General features: G+C 43.9%; 12 protein-coding genes. 2 read left to right on the top strand and 10 right to left on the bottom strand.

What is annotated here, in order from left to right; all coding sequences use genetic code 11:
• Positions 1 to 13 precede the first annotated feature (13 nt).
• On the top strand, positions 14 to 1570 hold the full coding sequence (locus DWW86_RS06585; protein WP_117942623.1) for a response regulator transcription factor: 1557 nt from the start codon (positions 14 to 16) through the stop codon (positions 1568 to 1570).
• Entirely contained in the window at positions 1567 to 3387 is a 1821-nt protein-coding gene (locus tag DWW86_RS06580) for a sensor histidine kinase (RefSeq protein WP_117942622.1), read from the top strand. The genes DWW86_RS06585 and DWW86_RS06580 overlap by 4 nt, the downstream gene beginning before the upstream one ends.
• A gap of 53 nt (positions 3388 to 3440) precedes the next feature.
• Here the strand turns inward: DWW86_RS06580 and DWW86_RS06575 are convergent, their stop codons facing one another.
• The 10 genes from DWW86_RS06575 to DWW86_RS06530 form a co-directional block, all read right to left on the bottom strand.
• Positions 3441 to 4859 carry an arabinose isomerase gene (locus DWW86_RS06575; RefSeq protein ID WP_072521898.1) on the bottom strand — a complete coding sequence of 473 codons (1419 nt, stop codon included), beginning with the start codon at positions 4857 to 4859 and terminating at the stop codon, positions 3441 to 3443.
• Between the two features lie 42 nt (positions 4860 to 4901).
• Complete coding sequence (gene rhaB, locus DWW86_RS06570) at positions 4902 to 6302, bottom strand: rhamnulokinase (protein WP_117942621.1); 1401 nt, start codon at positions 6300 to 6302, stop codon at positions 4902 to 4904.
• Positions 6303 to 6595: 293 nt separating this feature from the next.
• On the bottom strand, positions 6596 to 7711 hold the full coding sequence (locus DWW86_RS06565) for a substrate-binding domain-containing protein (RefSeq protein ID WP_015542079.1): 1116 nt from the start codon (positions 7709 to 7711) through the stop codon (positions 6596 to 6598).
• Positions 7712 to 7847: 136 nt separating this feature from the next.
• The gene (locus tag DWW86_RS06560; RefSeq protein ID WP_117942620.1) at positions 7848 to 8828 is read right to left on the bottom strand and encodes an ABC transporter permease; all 981 of its coding nucleotides are present in this window, start codon (positions 8826 to 8828) and stop codon (positions 7848 to 7850) included.
• Positions 8829 to 8841: 13 nt separating this feature from the next.
• Complete coding sequence (locus DWW86_RS06555) at positions 8842 to 10356, bottom strand: sugar ABC transporter ATP-binding protein (protein ID WP_117942619.1); 1515 nt, start codon at positions 10354 to 10356, stop codon at positions 8842 to 8844.
• A 20-nt stretch (positions 10357 to 10376) separates the two neighbouring features.
• A complete protein-coding gene (locus DWW86_RS06550; RefSeq protein ID WP_072521913.1) occupies positions 10377 to 11354 on the bottom strand; it encodes an ABC transporter permease in 978 nt (325 codons plus the stop codon).
• A gap of 160 nt (positions 11355 to 11514) precedes the next feature.
• Entirely contained in the window at positions 11515 to 12507 is a 993-nt protein-coding gene (locus tag DWW86_RS06545; protein ID WP_072521914.1) for a substrate-binding domain-containing protein, read from the bottom strand.
• Positions 12504 to 14291: a cache domain-containing sensor histidine kinase gene (locus DWW86_RS06540; RefSeq protein WP_072521915.1), complete on the bottom strand. Its 1788-nt coding sequence runs from the start codon at positions 14289 to 14291 to the stop codon at positions 12504 to 12506. The genes DWW86_RS06545 and DWW86_RS06540 overlap by 4 nt, the downstream gene beginning before the upstream one ends.
• Complete coding sequence (locus DWW86_RS06535) at positions 14288 to 15907, bottom strand: response regulator (RefSeq protein WP_117942618.1); 1620 nt, start codon at positions 15905 to 15907, stop codon at positions 14288 to 14290. Before DWW86_RS06535 ends, DWW86_RS06540 begins: the two co-directional genes overlap by 4 nt.
• A 285-nt stretch (positions 15908 to 16192) precedes the next feature.
• Complete coding sequence (locus DWW86_RS06530) at positions 16193 to 17194, bottom strand: aldo/keto reductase (RefSeq protein WP_072521917.1); 1002 nt, start codon at positions 17192 to 17194, stop codon at positions 16193 to 16195.
• Between the last annotated feature and the right edge of the window lie 9 nt (positions 17195 to 17203).

Genomic DNA, 17203 nt, shown 5'->3' with positions numbered 1-17203 from the left:
CAAGGAGAAAACCATGAAATTACTGATCGTAGATGATGAAGAGCTCACCCGCACCGGTGTGATCTCCTCTCTGGACTGGTCATCTCTCGGAATCGATGAGGTGATTCAGGCCGATGATGGTGTACACGGATTGGAAACTGCCAGACTTTACAAACCGGAGATCATCCTGTGTGATGTCCGCATGCCCCGCATGGACGGCATCACCATGCTGGAACGTCTGGAAAAGCTTCTTCCGGACAGTGTTGCCATTTTTATGAGCGGCTACTCTGACAAAGAATATCTCAAAGCTGCTATTAAGCTCAAAGCAGTCAACTACATCGAAAAACCATTCAGTCTTTCCGAAATAGAAGACGCGATCAGAGATGCCCGGGAGCTTTATCAACAGAAAGTCCATTCCCGCCGCGGAGAAACGCTGCACTCCATGGAGACAGCCTCCCGGCTTGCCCTGCAGCTCACACTTCCATACGGAGCAAACAGCCAGACCATCGCAGGCCTGACTTCTGAACTTGGCATCACAATGAACAACAGTACTTATTTCACAGCATTCATTGTAAAGACTGATCTTTTTCTGGAATCCAATGTACCATCGATGGCTGACTTCTGTCAGGATTTTCTTGACTTCCTTGCACCATTCCGTACGAAATGTATCTATCTCGAAAAGAAAATGCAGTATCTGGTCTATTTTCTTTTTTCGCAGGAAGCTCCGTCTTCCCACCAGATTCATGCAGCCGGAGAATACCTGTGCAGCCATTTTGAAAAATACGGCCGCTATACTATTGCTGTCGGCGATACCGTGTATGGACTGCCAAAAGCCTACCAGACTTATACTTCCGCAGTTATCCTTTTGCAGAGCGGATATTTCTTCCCGGAAAATTCCCTCCTGACATCAGAATCTCTGGAAAATATCCCGGATGTACAGACCAATGTGTTTGCAGATACTCCTGCCGGTTCCTTTGCGGATATTCTTTCACGTCAGGATGCTGATGGTGCCAAAAAGTTTCTGGATACGCTGTATCAGAACTTTTTTAAAAATCACCGTTTCCTGCAGAATCCGGTCAAAGACATGTATTACAAACTTTTTCTCTGTCTGGAAGATGCACGTCATCAGCAAAAAATTGCAGGTTCCGGTAATGTGGAAAGCATTGCTGAAACAATTGACGACTGTTTCACTTTCCCTGAATTGCATCAGACACTCGTGGATAAAACTTCTGAGTTTTTCCGCAAGGCAGAATCTTCCTCACAGGAAAATCCAACCATCTTTCTGATCAAAGATTATATCAGTCAGAATTATATGCATGAGACGCTTTCCGTCAAAGATATCAGCGAACACGTCTTCCTGTCTACTTCTTATGTGTGTACCTTTTTTAAGAGTGAGACTGGTCAGACTCTGAACCAGTACCTGACGGAATACCGCATGGAAAAAGCAAAGCAGCTTCTCAAAGATGCCCGGTTTAAGATCTCTGATATCTCTTCCCGGGTCGGCTACAGTGACGGCAACTATTTCGGCAAAAGTTTCAAGAAATACAGCGGATTTTCACCTTCTGAATACAGGGAGCGGAATACACAATGAAATTTTTACAAAGACTCCGGCTGGCTTATGGTGACATGAAGCTCAGCTCCAAATTCACACTGGTTCTGATGATTACCGCCACAATCCCGGTCATTATGATGGCAGGTTTCTTTTACAGCAGACTATACGACATGGTTGTCTCTTATACGATCCAACAGGAACAGGACACCAGTGCCCAGACCGCACCTTATGTGGAAGAGATTGTACAGAAAGTTATCGATGCACATGATGGAATTGCGGAGCAAAAATTTTTCCAGACATTGTTCCATCAGCCGGTTAATTCCCCGTTTCAGATGTTTCTTGAAACGGATTCCGCCAAAGACTTTCAGGAATATGCCAAAGATCTCGTTTCTTCTGATCTTATCACCGGAATCCAGATCTATATGGACTTTCCGCCGCAGTCCGTACGACTTTTCAACGATGATCTGACAAAAGATTATTTTTCTCCGATGAGCAAAGCCCGCGGCACTTACTGGTACGGTATCTTTCAGGGTACCCAGCAGAGTTCGCTCTTCTGTCCGGAATTTTATCTGGGTGAACGGGAAAAGGAAAGCTACGGGGATATGGCATATATCACTTCTACTACTTTTTATTATCAGGGGCAGGCACGTCAGGCATACATAGCCTTATACACTTCGTCCAGCCACCTGCGCAATATGCTGAAAGACAACCTCCCGATTGATGGAAGTGTTTCCTATATCATCAATGAACGAAATGCGGTGGTTGCTTCTTCTGATGAATCCCTTTCCGGAATTTATCTGCTGAACTACGAGACAATTGAAGACTCTTTTATGTCTTCCAACAATTTTATCGAGCGTGATATTCTTGACACAAAGGTTTATGCCGGATTTTACAATATCAAACAGCCAGGATGGTTTATGGTGACAGTTCTTCCGTCCGGTCCGCTGATTGCACAGAGTAATGGGATTATGGTTCAGTATGTACTTATGTATCTCGTATTTCTGATCTGTGCCCTGTTCCTGGCCCATTTTATGGCGCGATCGATCACAAACCGTATTTCTTCCGTCATCCATCAAATGAGCAAAGTACGAAAAGGCACGTTAAGTCCGATGGCAAGCCCCGTCTATCATGATGAAATCGGTGATCTGATTGATACATACAACTATATGACACGAAAAATGGATCAGCTGATGGAAGAACAGGCAAAATCTGCCGAAGAGCTTCGTATTGCAGAGTTTCACTCACTGCAGGCTCAGATCAATCCACATTTTCTTTACAATACAATGGATATGATCAACTGGCTCGCACAGCAGGGGCGCACCGACGAAGTTTCCAATGCGGTTCAGAGCCTGTCACGTTTTTATAAGCTGACACTCAGCCGCAAGCAAAGCATGAGTACCATTGCCAAAGAAACGGAACATGTCTCAATCTATCTGTTGATTCAGAACATGCGTTACCATGACAGCATTTCCTTTATTTCAGATATTCCGGATGAGCTTCTGGAATACAGCATTCCGAAACTGACACTTCAGCCGATCATCGAAAACTCCGTTCTTCACGGAATCCTTGAAACAGATGATAAATCAGGAACCATTGTCCTCACCGGCTGGATGGAAGGCAACGACATTGTTCTTCTAATTTCAGATGATGGCGTGGGAATTTCTCCGGGAATTCTTCCGACAATTCTCTCCGGAAACGGAAACAGTACTTCCGGAGGAACAAACATTGCAATTTACAATACGCACCGTCGTCTTCAGATTCTGTACGGACCAGACTACGGACTTACTTATTCCAGCGAGCCCGGCCGCGGCACAGAAGTCGAAATACGAATACCTGCAAAAAAGGAGACCGCTTAAAAAGCGATCTCCTTTTTGAATATGAATATGTGTAATACAATGGTAGGCAAATCTTATCTTGTAACGATATCAACAGGTATATTGAAGATCTTGGCAACCTTCAGAATTGTGTCGATATGTCTTCCTGTTGCAGCTGCCATATGATGTGTCGGGCCGGCTTCGCTCCAACGATTTACGAATTCTCTTGCACCACATGTGAAACGAGTTCTCATGTTGGTATCACCGAAGGAAAGGATCGGTCCCTCTTCGTTTACGCCTTCTGCAACAACAAATTTGAAGTGTCCGTCGCCATCCTGTGTGATTGCAAGATAGGTAACCGGACCTGTATATGGATAGAACTGTGTCAGGTATCCGCCGCCTGTTTTGCCGTGGAATACCGGAACGATTTTCATGGTAGGTTTCTTATCGGAAATATCAGCATCTCCACTTCCGGAATGTCCGATGATGCAGATATCATCATTGAAGTCGATGGAGTACATTTCAGAAAGCTGGCCTGTACCGGAAATTGTCTTGAGGATACTCATTGCCATAGCAACTTTCATATCACCTTCAACAGCGCATGCTGTACCCTGTTTGATCAGCATGGAGAATGCCGGGATCAGCATACTGTCAAGGACACCTGCTTTACCCTGTGCAAATCCGTCGTAATGGGAAGCAACCATGCTAAGATGCTCGTCTTTTACCCATTTCTCGAATGCAACAACGTATTTTGCCATATCCCATACTTTTTCGATTGTGCCGCCGCCTTCGATGTCGAAAGTATCAAGAATATCCTGTGCTTTTGCACGGATTGCTTCTTCATCTGTAATATCATCAGCGATTGCCCACATTTTTTCCCAGTCAAACTGCTTGGTGTACAGGAACATTCTGTTGTACAGGTTTGTCTCATCAATATAAAGATCCATCATACCCGGATATGGTCTTCCGATCTGAGCGATGTTAGTATCACGAAATCTTCTTCTTACCTGAGCTGCTTTACACCAGTCTTCGATCTCTGCCTGAACAGCCGGATCTCCGCCTTCTACAACACCGGTGATAACGGCATGTCTCTTGCCTGCTCTCTCAAGATCGGCAACAGCTTCTCCAACAGCACCACAAGCATAACCTTCGCCAAGCCATGCAGCGATATCTGTGTGATCATAATCCAGTGCTTTCAGTTTCTGAACGTTTACCAGAACAACCGGTACATCCAGGTCGCGGATTGCAGGAAGCATATTGTAAGATGTCGCATAAGTCAGCATCTGAAGGAATACAAGGTCAACGTCTGCTGCACGGAATTTATCTCCGGCTTCCATTGACTGCTCTTTTGTTGTAACCATTCCTCCGTCAATGATTTCTACTGTATCCGGAATTGTTTTTTTGAAGGCTTCATACTGTGCTTCAAACTCAGGTACCAGTGACGGGAACTGAGGCAGGTATGCGCCTAAAGCAATAGAGAATACACCGACTTTTGCTTTTGTGTTTACTAACATAGTAAAACCTCCTATTGATTGTTAAATAAAATATTGGTTTGCTTATTTATAGATTTTAATTCCAAAGGACTCGTGGATTGTTGTACGAGCTTCCTCGATGGATTTAAACTCTCCGGCTTTAAGCATCTGTGCGGTAATGTTACCGATTGCAGTTGCTTCACCAGGACCTGCATGAACTTCTTTGCCTGTTGCTTTTGCTGTCAGTTCGTTGAGGTATCCTGCGTTTGAACCACCGCCTACTACATGAATACGGCTATAGGTTCTTCCTGTGCTTTCTTCCAGTTCTTTTGCTGTCTTTGCATAGCATTCTGCAAGACTGGTGTAGATAACAGTTGCGATCTCACCCATTGTTTCCGGAACTTTCTGTCCTGTTCTGCGGCAGTAGTCTTTGACTTCTTCTGTCATGTTCTCAGGAGAAAGGAAACACTCGTCATTTGCATCTACTCTGGACGGGAAATCCTTTGCTTCTTCTGCCATTGCGCAGATCTCTGCAAAACTGTATTTATCATTTACTTCATGACGTACAGACTGGATCATCCAGAGGCCCATGATGTTCTTGAGGTAACGGAAACGACCTGCGTATCCACCTTCGTTTGTGAAGTTCAGTTCACAGCTCTTCGGTGAGCAGTCCGGAGTCTTTCTTTCGATACCCATCAGAGACCATGTACCGGAGCTGATGTAGATAAAGTCATCGTCATTTGCCGGTACTGCAAGTACAGCAGATCCTGTGTCGTGAGTTGCCGGTGCAACTACTTCTACATCAAATCCGACTTCTTTCTGAAGTTCTTCTGTAAGATGTCCAATGCTTGTTCCAGGCATGATCAGTTTCTGGAAAATTCTTCTCGGATATCCGAGTCTGTCGATAATTTCATAATCCCAGTCTTTTGTTTCTGCATTTACAAGCTGACCGGTAGTAGCTTCTGTATATTCGCATGTCTTCTGGCCTGTCAGCAGATAGTGGAAGTAATCCGGTACATGAAGCAGTGCTTCAGCCTGCTCAAGATATTCCGGATGTTTTTTCTTAACTGCCATTAACTGATATACAGTATTGAAGATGGCTTTCTGGATACCGGTTCTTGCATACAGTTCTTCGAGAGAAATAGTCTTGTAAACTTCTTCGTCCATACCCTCTGTACGATGGTCACGATATCCTACTGTATTTCCGATTACTTTTTCGTCTTTGTCTAGAAGGACAAAGTCAACACCCCAGGTATCTACGCCCATGCTTACCGGGATCTTGCCGATCTCTTTGCATTTCTTAAGACCTGTTACGATTTCTTTGAAGATACGGTCAAATTCCCAGCAGAGCTCGCCGTCTTTCTTAACCATTCCGTTTTCAAAACGATGGATTTCTTCGAGTTCGATCTTTCCGTTTTCCATATGGCCAAGGATCAGACGTCCACTGGATGCACCCATATCTACTGCTGCATAATAAGTTGCCATTGTAAAATCCTCCTGAATATGTAAGATGTGTACAGCTGTTTTATTTGTGCAAAACGCTGTATCTAAAAGGGTTCTTTCACATTTGATAATAACATATTATCCTAAAAAAATACAGATGTTAAGAACCTTGTTTGTGAAAAAAAGTGTCTTTATTTGCCGCGCTCAACATCGTATAATCGAGCTGCATTTCATTCTGGTATTTAAAAACCCCCAGGGCAATGCCCTGGGGGGAAACAACCTTTACTTAAGACTGCAAGCAGTCATCGTCTTTCTGTTTCGAGCCTGCATTCGTATTAGTCGTACAGGTTTGGAGCGATTGTCTCGTCGTCCATGTTTGTGGAATCATACCAGTAACCATCTGTAGGAACATCTTCAAGTTCCTGTCCGTTAGCTGCTGCTGTCAGAGCGTAGATTGCATAGTAGCCCATCATCAGAGGAGACTGTGTAACTGCACCAAGGAATGTTCCATCCTGAACTGCTGCTTTGATGATAGAACCAGCATCGAAACCAACACCGATAACGTCGCCGTTAGCTGCATCAGAACCAAGAACGTTCAGGTTTGCGTTAGCTGCAAGAACACCTTCTGCTGCTGTCTGGTTGGAACCGAAGATAGCGATGCAGTTTTCTTTGGAAAGGATAGCCTGAGCTTCATTGGAGCAAAGCTCTACAGTTGTCTGTGCCGGAACAGCTACCTGGATAACAACATCTGCGTCAGCTTCTGTTGCATCAGCACCTTTAGCTGCGTTTACATAGAATTCGTTACCTGCAACTGCTACTGTTTTGCCATCAGCCTGAAGCAGTTCGATCATTTTGTCGATGAATCCGCCACCACGCTGCTGAATGTTCTGAGCTGTAGCATCCTGGTTAACTTCACCGATAACAACCTGTCCATCAGCGTTAGCTACAACATCTTTGATTGCATTATACATATTTTCTGCTGCTACGGAACCAGCCTGTGCGTTGTCTGTACAAACTTCGCAAGCGATAGATCCTTCCGGAGCATCTGCGATACCTGTATCAAATGTTACAACCGGGATTCCTTTGTCAGCGCAATCCTTAAGAGCGTCAAGTACAGAAGATGTATCACAAGCTGCCAGACCTAATCCAGCCGGGTTGGAAGCGATTGCTGTGTTAACCATGTTAACCTGGTCAGCGATATCGGACTCACTGTTCGGTCCCTGTGCTGTATAAGTAACACCAAGTTCTTCAGCAGCCTTCTTCATACCTTCCTGAGCTGCATCCCAGTATGTGGACTGGAAAGATTTAACCATCATTGGGAACTCATAAGCTTCGTTTGCTTTGAGATCTTTGAACTGATCCGGAAGATCAGCGGCCATAACTGTTGATGCAGACATACCTGCTACCATTGCTGCACAGATGCTTAATGCTACTACTTTTTTGAAATTCATAATTTACTTCCTCCTTATAAATTATATAGTTTTTTATTATGATGATACGTCAGTAGGAAATTTCTGACGCCCCACATCCTTATGGAATTTTGGTTGTCAAAGCGGATTACTGATATCCGCTTTGATTTTATACTGCTTACATAGCAGCTTTTTTCTTTTCTTTGATGATATCGATCAGGACTGCGATGATAAGTACAAGACCTGTGATGATCTGCTGCCAGTTTGCCTGCAGGCCGACATATGGAAGACCTGTTTTCAGAAGCATGATGACAAAGATACCAACAAATGTACCGATTACAGAACCGTAACCACCGGTTGCTGCAACACCACCGACGAATACACCGCCGATCGCATCCATTTCAAGTCCGGCACCGGTACCCGGCTGTACAGTAGGTGTAACTGCTGCATAAGCGATAGCTGCAAGACCTACAAACAGACCACATACTACATAAACCATTACATGGTAGAATTTTACGTTGATTCCTGAAAGAGCTGCTGCTTCTTTGTTGGAACCGATTGCGATGGTGTAACGTCCGAATTTTGTATGGTTCAGAACGAATTCCATCAGAAGTACCAGAATGATCATCCACAGGAAACCGATCGGGTAACGGGAAGCGCTTCTTCCTGTACCAACTGTAATCTTGAAGATTGTGTGGAACCATCCACCATCCTGTGTAAGTCCCGGCCATGGTGTAGCACTGCAGAGAGAGCCGGCACCACGGGTGATCATACATGTACAAAGAGTTGCAAGGAATGGCGGCAGGTTCATAATTCCGATCAGGACACCATTCAGTGCTCCGATCGCAATTCCCAGTACCAGACAAAGTACCATAGCTGCTGCTACCGGCCATCCGTGACTTCTTACCATTGTTCCGGCGATCAGTGCGTAACACACCATGCCGGTTCCGATTGACAGGTCTACACCACCAGTGATAAGCGGGAATGTAACACCGATTGCCATCAGAAGATCATAGTAAGAAAAGTCCAACATACTTAAAAGTGTTGTATACTGTCTGAACTCCTTACTCATAATAGAGAAGACTGCAGACAGTGCAATGATAACAAGTAAAACAATAAATCTCTGATCACTTATAATACTTTTTTTCTTCTTAGTCATGACTGTCCTCCCCTTAATCGATATTTCTTGTTGCCTTATCCATGATGTGTTCCTGTGTTGCCTCAGAAATATCAATATTTCCTGTCACTTTACCTTCACACATTACAATGATACGGTCACTCATACGGAGAATCTCTGTCATTTCAGAAGAAATCATGATAATAGATTTTCCTTCTGCTGCCAGTTTACTCATTAACTTGTAAATTTCGTTCTTCGCACCGACATCGATACCTCTTGTCGGCTCATCGAAGATCAGGATATCACTGTCGCGGGTAAGCCACTTCGCAATAACGACTTTCTGCTGGTTACCACCGGAAAGGTTCACTACCAACTGATCTCCGTTCGGTGTCTTTGTAGCAAGTTCTTTGATGTATTTCTCAGAAACTTCTTTTTCTTTTGCTTTGTTGATGAAGATTCCGCTTGTGAACTGCTCCATCGTTGCCAGTGTTGTGTTTTCATTTACAGATTTCTGAACAACAACACCATATCTTCTTCTGTCCTCAGACAGATAACCGATACCATATTTAACAGCATCCTGTGGGCTGTTGATAGTTACTTCTTTGAGCTGGCCGCTCTGTTTGTCCATGATGGAAATCTTTCCGCTCTGTTTCGGATCGGCTCCAAACAGTGCTCTTGCAGTTTCGGTACGTCCTGCACCCATCAGACCGGAGAAGCCAAGGATCTCACCTTTTCTCAGTTCGAAGCTTACGTCCTGAACCATCTTACCTGCATTCAGGTTTTCTACTCTAAGAACCACCGGTGCATCCGGTGCTACCATGCTGTGTTCCTTAGGATCTTCATAAATAACACGACCAACCATCATGTTGATGATGTCTTCTTTTGTACTGTCTTTTGTAATCAGAGTTCCTACATATCCACCATCTCGCATGACTGTTACACGGTCTGTGATGACTTTGATCTCATCCATACGATGTGAGATATATACGATACCGAGGTTCTTCTCACGAAGATCTCTGATGATTACGAACAGGTCAGCGATTTCTTTTTCTGTAAGAGCTGCTGACGGCTCATCGAAGATGATAACTTCTGCTTTGTGGGAAATAGCTTTTGCAATCTCACACATCTGCTGTTTACCAACTGTTAAGTTGCTCATCTTTTCTCTTGGGTCGATCTCGATGTTCAGATCCTTGAATAATTTCTTTGAATCTTCGATCATTTTCTTATCGTCTACACGGATACCCTTTTTCGGCTCACGTCCGATAAAGATGTTCTGTGCAACGGTCAGGTCACCGACCATGTTTAATTCCTGATGTACGATTACGATACCATTGTCCTGTGCCTCACGTGTATTGTGGAAAGCCACTTCCTGACCTTTGTATGTAATAGTACCGGAATCCTTCTGATAAATACCGGTAAGAACTTTCATCAGTGTTGATTTACCGGCACCGTTCTCTCCCATAAGTGCATGTACTTCGCCGCGTCTTACTTCGAAATTAACGTGATCCAGGGCATGAACACCAGGAAAGGACTTATCAATATCCTTCATTGTTAAAATAACGTCACCCATTGTTTCATCCTCCCTTTCGATCAGTTCTTTCTACGTCTTGCAGAAACGTCGGCATATACAGCTACGATTACGATGATACCTGTGATGATCATCTGCTGTCCTTTACCAAGACCAAATGCCATGATTCCCTGCTGCAGAAGAGAGATAATAAATACACCGATTACAGTACCGCCGATGGAAGCAAGTCCACCAACCATGGATGTACCACCCATTACACAACCAGCAATTGCTTCGTTGTTGTACTGATCGCCATAACCAGGCTGAACGGTTGTATATGTAGCTACGAAAAACAGTGCTCCAATTCCAACTAAAACGCCGCAGATTACATATGAAAGCATGTTCCATTTCTTTGTATCTACACCAGAAAGTCTTACGGCTTCTGTGTTGGATCCGAGGCAGAGGATGTAACGTCCAGGTTTGGTATTGTAAAGAATGATTCCACAGATAATTGCTGCTCCGAGGAAGATCACCAGACCTACCGGAAATCCTTTATAAGATACAATGTTACGGAACCAGCCGTTTGTCGGGTCACTTGCCAGCGGCCAGCTTACGGACTGTGTTTTTGTGAATACAGATGCGATACCTTTTGCAATATTCATGGAAGCCATGGATACGATGAATGGCGGAACTGATAAGTAAGATACCAGCCATCCGTTAAAGATACCAAATGCAAGACCGATCAGTACACAGATTACCATTGCTGCTGCGCATGGAACCTTGTAGCTTGTCATGCAGTAACCGGAAACGAGTGCACAACAGAACATTACCGGTCCGATGGAGAAATCGATTCCTCCTGTTGCGATTACGAATGTGACACCAAGTGACAGGAAGCCAAGGAAATATACATAGTTCAGTGTGGACTTGATACTGTCTCCAACAGGGAACTTACTTCCGAGAACCACCTTGAAAACTACGAACATCAGAATCAGGATGCAGACAAGTAAGATCCTGTTCAGGCCGAGTTTTTTCACGATTGGATTTTGTTTCAGCTTTTCCAATTTTTCGCCCTCCTTAAAAGTTTTACACACACATCTTGCGTTTTCTATATAATACCGTGAATACCGCACAATTGTAATGGAAAATCTTACAAAAAAAGGTTAAATATTTACGGTTCGTCCATAAATATTTAACCCTTTTTATATTTTTTTTACTATTTTACTAGGAAAGCTTCAATGTATTGAACGGAAACAGCAGTTTTTCGATTTCACTGTCATACATATTATCCGGTGTCACAAGTTCGCACCCGGAATTTACATCTTTCTCATAGCTCTTACCGCGGAGCATCAGAATGGTCTCTTTTACACCAATATAACCCATCTTAAAAGCTTTCTGTACAACAAGGCCTTTAAATACTCCGTTTTCCATAAGCTGAACAGCCTCCTGTGAACTGTCGACGCCGACTACCTGGATTCTGTCTTTGGCTCCGGCCGCTTTTACTGCCCGCGCCGCTCCGACAGACGAATACTCATTCATTCCGGCAACCATCTTGAGATTTGGATATTTTTCCATAAGCTCCTGCGTAAGTTTACGTGATTTCTCATACTGGGAATCGCAGTAAACTACTTCAACAATATTTTTTGCCAGATCTCCGAGACCTTTGCGGAAGCCTTCTTCACGCTCGACTGCAGTTGATACTCCTTTGACATGAGCAACAATCGCGATCTGATCATCCGGATCAAGAAGTGTTGCCGCAAATTTCCCCAGTTTTTCTCCTGCCTCGAGGTTATCTGTCGCTACCGTCAGATTCTGTACCTTCTCCTCGGTATAAGAATCGATAAAGCTGATGCAGATACCTTTTTCTTTTGCCTCTTTCAGAAGATCATTGGATTCTGTAAAACTGGATGGTGAAAAAAGGATTGCATCCGGTTCTTCAGAAATAGCTTCTTTCAGAAGTTCATTCTGCCGCTCAATATCATTTTCCTCTGTCGGTGCTTTGATCTCAATATCGGCATTATATTCTTTGGCTGCCATTTTGGTTCCGAGAATCAGTGCTTTCCAGAAATCATTCGTGCTGTCCTCAACTTTTGGAATATAAACAAGGGACATTCTTCTTTCTTCAATTTTTTTCTGGCGGTACCAGGCTGCGCCTCCAATCCCGCCAATCAGGCAGATCACAAGGCAGATACTCAGCCATTTTTTCTTTTTTATCATTTCTGTCCCTCCTGTCTGCCCGGAATCGTGATCGTTGCTGTCGTGCCTTTGCCCACCACACTCTCGTAAGTAATGCCGTAATCTTCACCGTAATAAAGTTTCAGCCGCTTCTGTACATTATATACGCCAACTCCGTTTGAATGATAATTTACTTTGTGGCGGTCATAAATATGAGCCAGCGTTTCTTCATCCATTCCGACACCATCGTCAATGACCTGAAGAACAGCATTTCCGTCTTTCGGAAATCCCTTTATAATAAGAAGTCCTTTGCTCTCTTTGTACTTCAGACCATGGTAAATCGCATTCTCAATAATCGGCTGAAGCACCAGTTTGATCAGTGGGATATGTAATATGGAAGGATCTACATCAATCTGGAATTCCAGTTTATCTTTGTAACGCATTTTCTGGATTGTCAGATAGCCACGTGCATATTCTACTTCATTGGCAATCGGAACAACCTCATCCTCGTTACTTATACTCTGGCGAAGAAGCCTTGCAAGTGAAGCCGTCATCAGGACAACCTCCTCATTTTTCTTTCCTTCTGCCATCCAGATGATAGAATCCAGCGTGTTGTAAAGGAAATGTGGGTTGATCTGAGACTGAAGTGCTTTCAGCTCGCTCTTTCGCTTCTGCTCCTGCTCATGTACATTCTGCTCCATCAGTTCCTGAATACGGTGTGTCATCACATCAAATGATTTTGTCAGACTGCCGATTTCATTTCTGGAATCCACAACAACATCAGAAACGCTGAAATCTCCTTCCTGAACTTTTTTCATGGAATCACGCAGTTTCTGAATTGGAAGTGTAATACTTCTTGCCATAAATCTGGAAAAAAGGAGCGCCACAATCACCAGAACGACCGCTGTCAGCACATAGATACTCTGCGCCTGACGGCTTTTGCTGAGTAGTTCGCGGACATTGGTGCAGTCAACAACGGTCCATCCGGTTTTATCCGATCTGGAAATGGAATATAATTTTCCATTATTCCCGGTTCCGGTCAGTACTGTATCATCGTCTGTATCCATGATCAGACTGATATTCTCCGTCTGAAGTTCGTTATAAAGCTGCTGCTGCTGTGGATGATAGACAATATTTCCCTTTGCATCAAGGATAAATGCATATCCTTTTGTTCCTACTGTACTCTGGTCGCAAAGTCCACTGATCGCACTGTAATTCAGATCAATAAAAAAGACGCCCTCTTTTTCTCCGCTGCCGCTGCGATCACGGATTCCACGGCTTAAAGTGATCACCCACGGACGTTCCCCACTGATAATATGCTGCACATGAGAAGAGGTCAGTGTCGGCCCTTCCGGACTGTTCAGCGCCTGCGTATACCATTCCTGTGTATTGAGATTCAGATCATGATTAACAGATTTGCTTCCATTATTAATAAGCATCCTGCCGCTTTTACTGATGATTCCTACATTTCGAATATCGCTTCGGCTGTCCAGAATAGTCTCAAACTGTTTCAGGATACGATAACGTCCCTCGCTGTCAATTTCGTCCGAAAAAAGATAGTCCTGGACATCCTCGTTGCTCGAAATCAGATAGGCAATATTTTCCATGTAATCGATGTAGGAGTCAATGTTCTGGTTCATCTGCTGGATGATTGTCTGTGTATACTGTGAAGAGTTTTCAAAAATAGAAGTATTTGTAAAACGCATCGAGACACCTGTCACGATTACAACGGCACTCAGAACCAGAACGGCTACCGTCGCAAAAATAACACTCTGAATACTGCTGAATCTTCCGATAAATCTTGCTGACAGATTCTTTTTTTTCATCGGCGTTTCTCCCTTGCATATTCTGTCGGTGTATAGCCTGTCATCTTTTTAAACGAAATACCGAAATAGTGAGGATCGGAAAATCCGACTTTTTCAGCAATCTCATAGTTTTTCATCGTAGTATTTTCCAGAAGTTCCTTTGCCTTCTCCATACGGGTACGGATCAGAACTTCCGTAAAGGTCTCACCGGTTTCTTCTTTAAATATGGTACTGAAATAACTGGTGCTGATATTTAAATAAGAACAGATACTGTTCAGGCTGAGATCCGGAACCATGTAATTTTTCTGTATATAGTCGATTGCAAGACGTGCCTGACGCTCACTGCTTGACGTATTCATTGCAGAAAGAATACTGATCACACGTTTTGTATGGCGGGCAACTACTTCGCATGCCTCTCCGAAAAACTTCTGATCAGTGATCTCGCGGATCAGTTCATCTCGGCCTTCCCGGATCTGCTCCATATCTGCTGAAACATCTTCGCAGGCATTGTCCATGGTTCGTATAACCTGCTGAAGATACATACAGGCACGGCTTTTTTGCATAAGTGCATTACGAATCAAATCTTCAATTGATACAAGCGTCTGAAGAGCCAGGTCTTCCTGTCCGGTTTTTAATGCTTCTTTCAAAACAGAAAGCGGTTCATCTATCGATATTTCCTGTACCGGATGTTTTTCTTCCATATCAATAAGCAGATTTCCGCCCAGGAGATAGCGATACTGCAGGGTATCCTGCGCCATGTTGTGGGACTGTACCAGTTCTTCCGGTTTCTTCACCCATTTACCGATTCCCATAGATACGTCAAATCCCATAACTTCTTTGGTCTTATTCTGAATTTCCCGACAGATTTCTCTTGTCTTTTCGGTGAAGTTGCGGCTCCATTTTTCCTGAAACAGAATTCCGACACGATTGTTACCTTCCTGATATGCAAATCCTGCTTCTTCACGTGTCACGATCTCATCACTGATATTGTAGAGAACAAATGCCATGAGTGCACTTTCCTGCTGTTTTTCGGTATCCAGTTCATACATTCCTGAATAAAGGTCGATATCAAAAAGAGCCACACGATAGCTGATTGCAGAAATGTCGATTCCCATCTCTGCAAGGCGCTGGATGCTTTTGCTCACATCGGTGGTACAATTGACCAGAGCCTCCATGTTTTTAGAACGGATCACCTGTGCATTTTTGCGGTATTTCTCTGAATTTTCGGTCAGCTTGTTCATTTTGTTTTTTTCACTGCGAAGCTGATCGACTTTTTCTTTCATTTTATTGATCACACCGGTAAGTTCCATGGCAGTCACCGGTTTCAGAAGGTATTCGCTGACACCATACTGGATGGCCTTTTTGGCGTATTCAAATTCGCCGAAGCCGCTGAATATCACGATCACGACATCCGGATAATTGTCATGCAGAAATTTACTGAGTTCCATACCGTCCATATATGGCATGAGGATATCGGTCAGAACAATATCCACGGGATGTTCTTTTACAAATTCTGATGCCTGTTTGCCGTTTTCGCAGTCACCCACAAGTTCGCAGTCCAGACTTTTCCAGTCGATGTTTTCTTTGATGGCATCACGAACAAGGATTTCGTCATCTACGAGTAGTATTCGATACATGTATTTTGCTCCCCCATCTATATCAATTCATGTACTTCTGGATATTTCCCAGTATTTTATTGTAACATGATTTGGGGTGTTTGGGTACAGGAAATGTGGGAGTTTTGTTAAAAAAAATACAATTCCACCATGTTATTTTCCCAATAAAATACCCCACACGGGCGCTTGCTTTGCGTGGCCAGGCGGGGTGCGCGAGGGGAGAGCGGCCTTCGCAACTGTGAGCGCCCTCCCCTCGCGAGTTTTTTTTAATTGTCAAATTATTTAACGGGTCTGAGGGCAGTTCCCTTATTTTACAATATATCCCTCTTCATCCCACAGATCATGCCAGTCTTTTGCGCCTTCCCACAGAAATACCTGGCCTTTAACCAGTCTGTTTCCTTTTTCGAGTGTACCGATCTTTGCCATTTCCTCATCGGTCAGCGGATCTTCTGTGACGCATTTCAGATTGCTTACATAGTTATGTACTGAGAATGGAATGGAGATTTCTCCTCTCTGATGAGCCCATTTCAGAGCAATCAATGCCGGATGAACACCATGTGCTTTTGCAATCTCCTGCATTTCCGGTGTCTGCATATCAGCAACATCTTCCGGGCAGATATCTCTTTCCGGTCTTCTCGGTGAACCAAGCGGCATATAGCCTACCGGCTGGATGTTGTGTGCAACAAGATAGTCATACTGCTCCTGCTGCTGGAAGCATGGATGAAGCTCCAGTTCACATGCTGCCGGTTTGATCTTCATTAACGGAAGAACAGCCTCAAGCTTCGGAATCGTCATGTTGGAAATACCGATGTAACGGATTTTTCCTTTTTCTACCAGCTCTTCACACTGACGGTAGGTATCCATGAATTCTTCTACGCTGAACGGTCTGGAATCCGGATTTCTGGAATCTACATCACAAAATGGTGCATGGTAATTCGGGAATGGCCAGTGAATGAAGTACAGATCCACATAGTCACATTTCAGATCCTGAATGCTCTTTGTGCATGCTTCTTCTACTTTTCTGTGCATGTCATTCCATACTTTTGTCATGATGAAGAGGTCTTTTCTTTCTACGACGCCTTCTTTGATCGCTGCTTCAAAAACTTCACCGATCTGATGCTCATTTCCATAGCATGCTGCGCAGTCAAACATACGATATCCGCTGCGGATTGCTCCTGCAACTGCTGCAGATACATCTTCTGCGCTTACCCTGTCAGAACCAAATGTTCCCATACCCATACATGGTACTTCTTCTCCTGACGGAAGTGTTACTTTCGGCACGATTGCCGGATCGATAAATTCTGCCATTTTTATTTC

This window comes from Ruminococcus sp. AF17-22AC (genome assembly GCF_003460065.1).
GTDB lineage: Bacteria > Bacillota > Clostridia > Lachnospirales > Lachnospiraceae > Blautia_A.
This window is presented reverse-complemented; position numbering and strand designations above follow the sequence as displayed.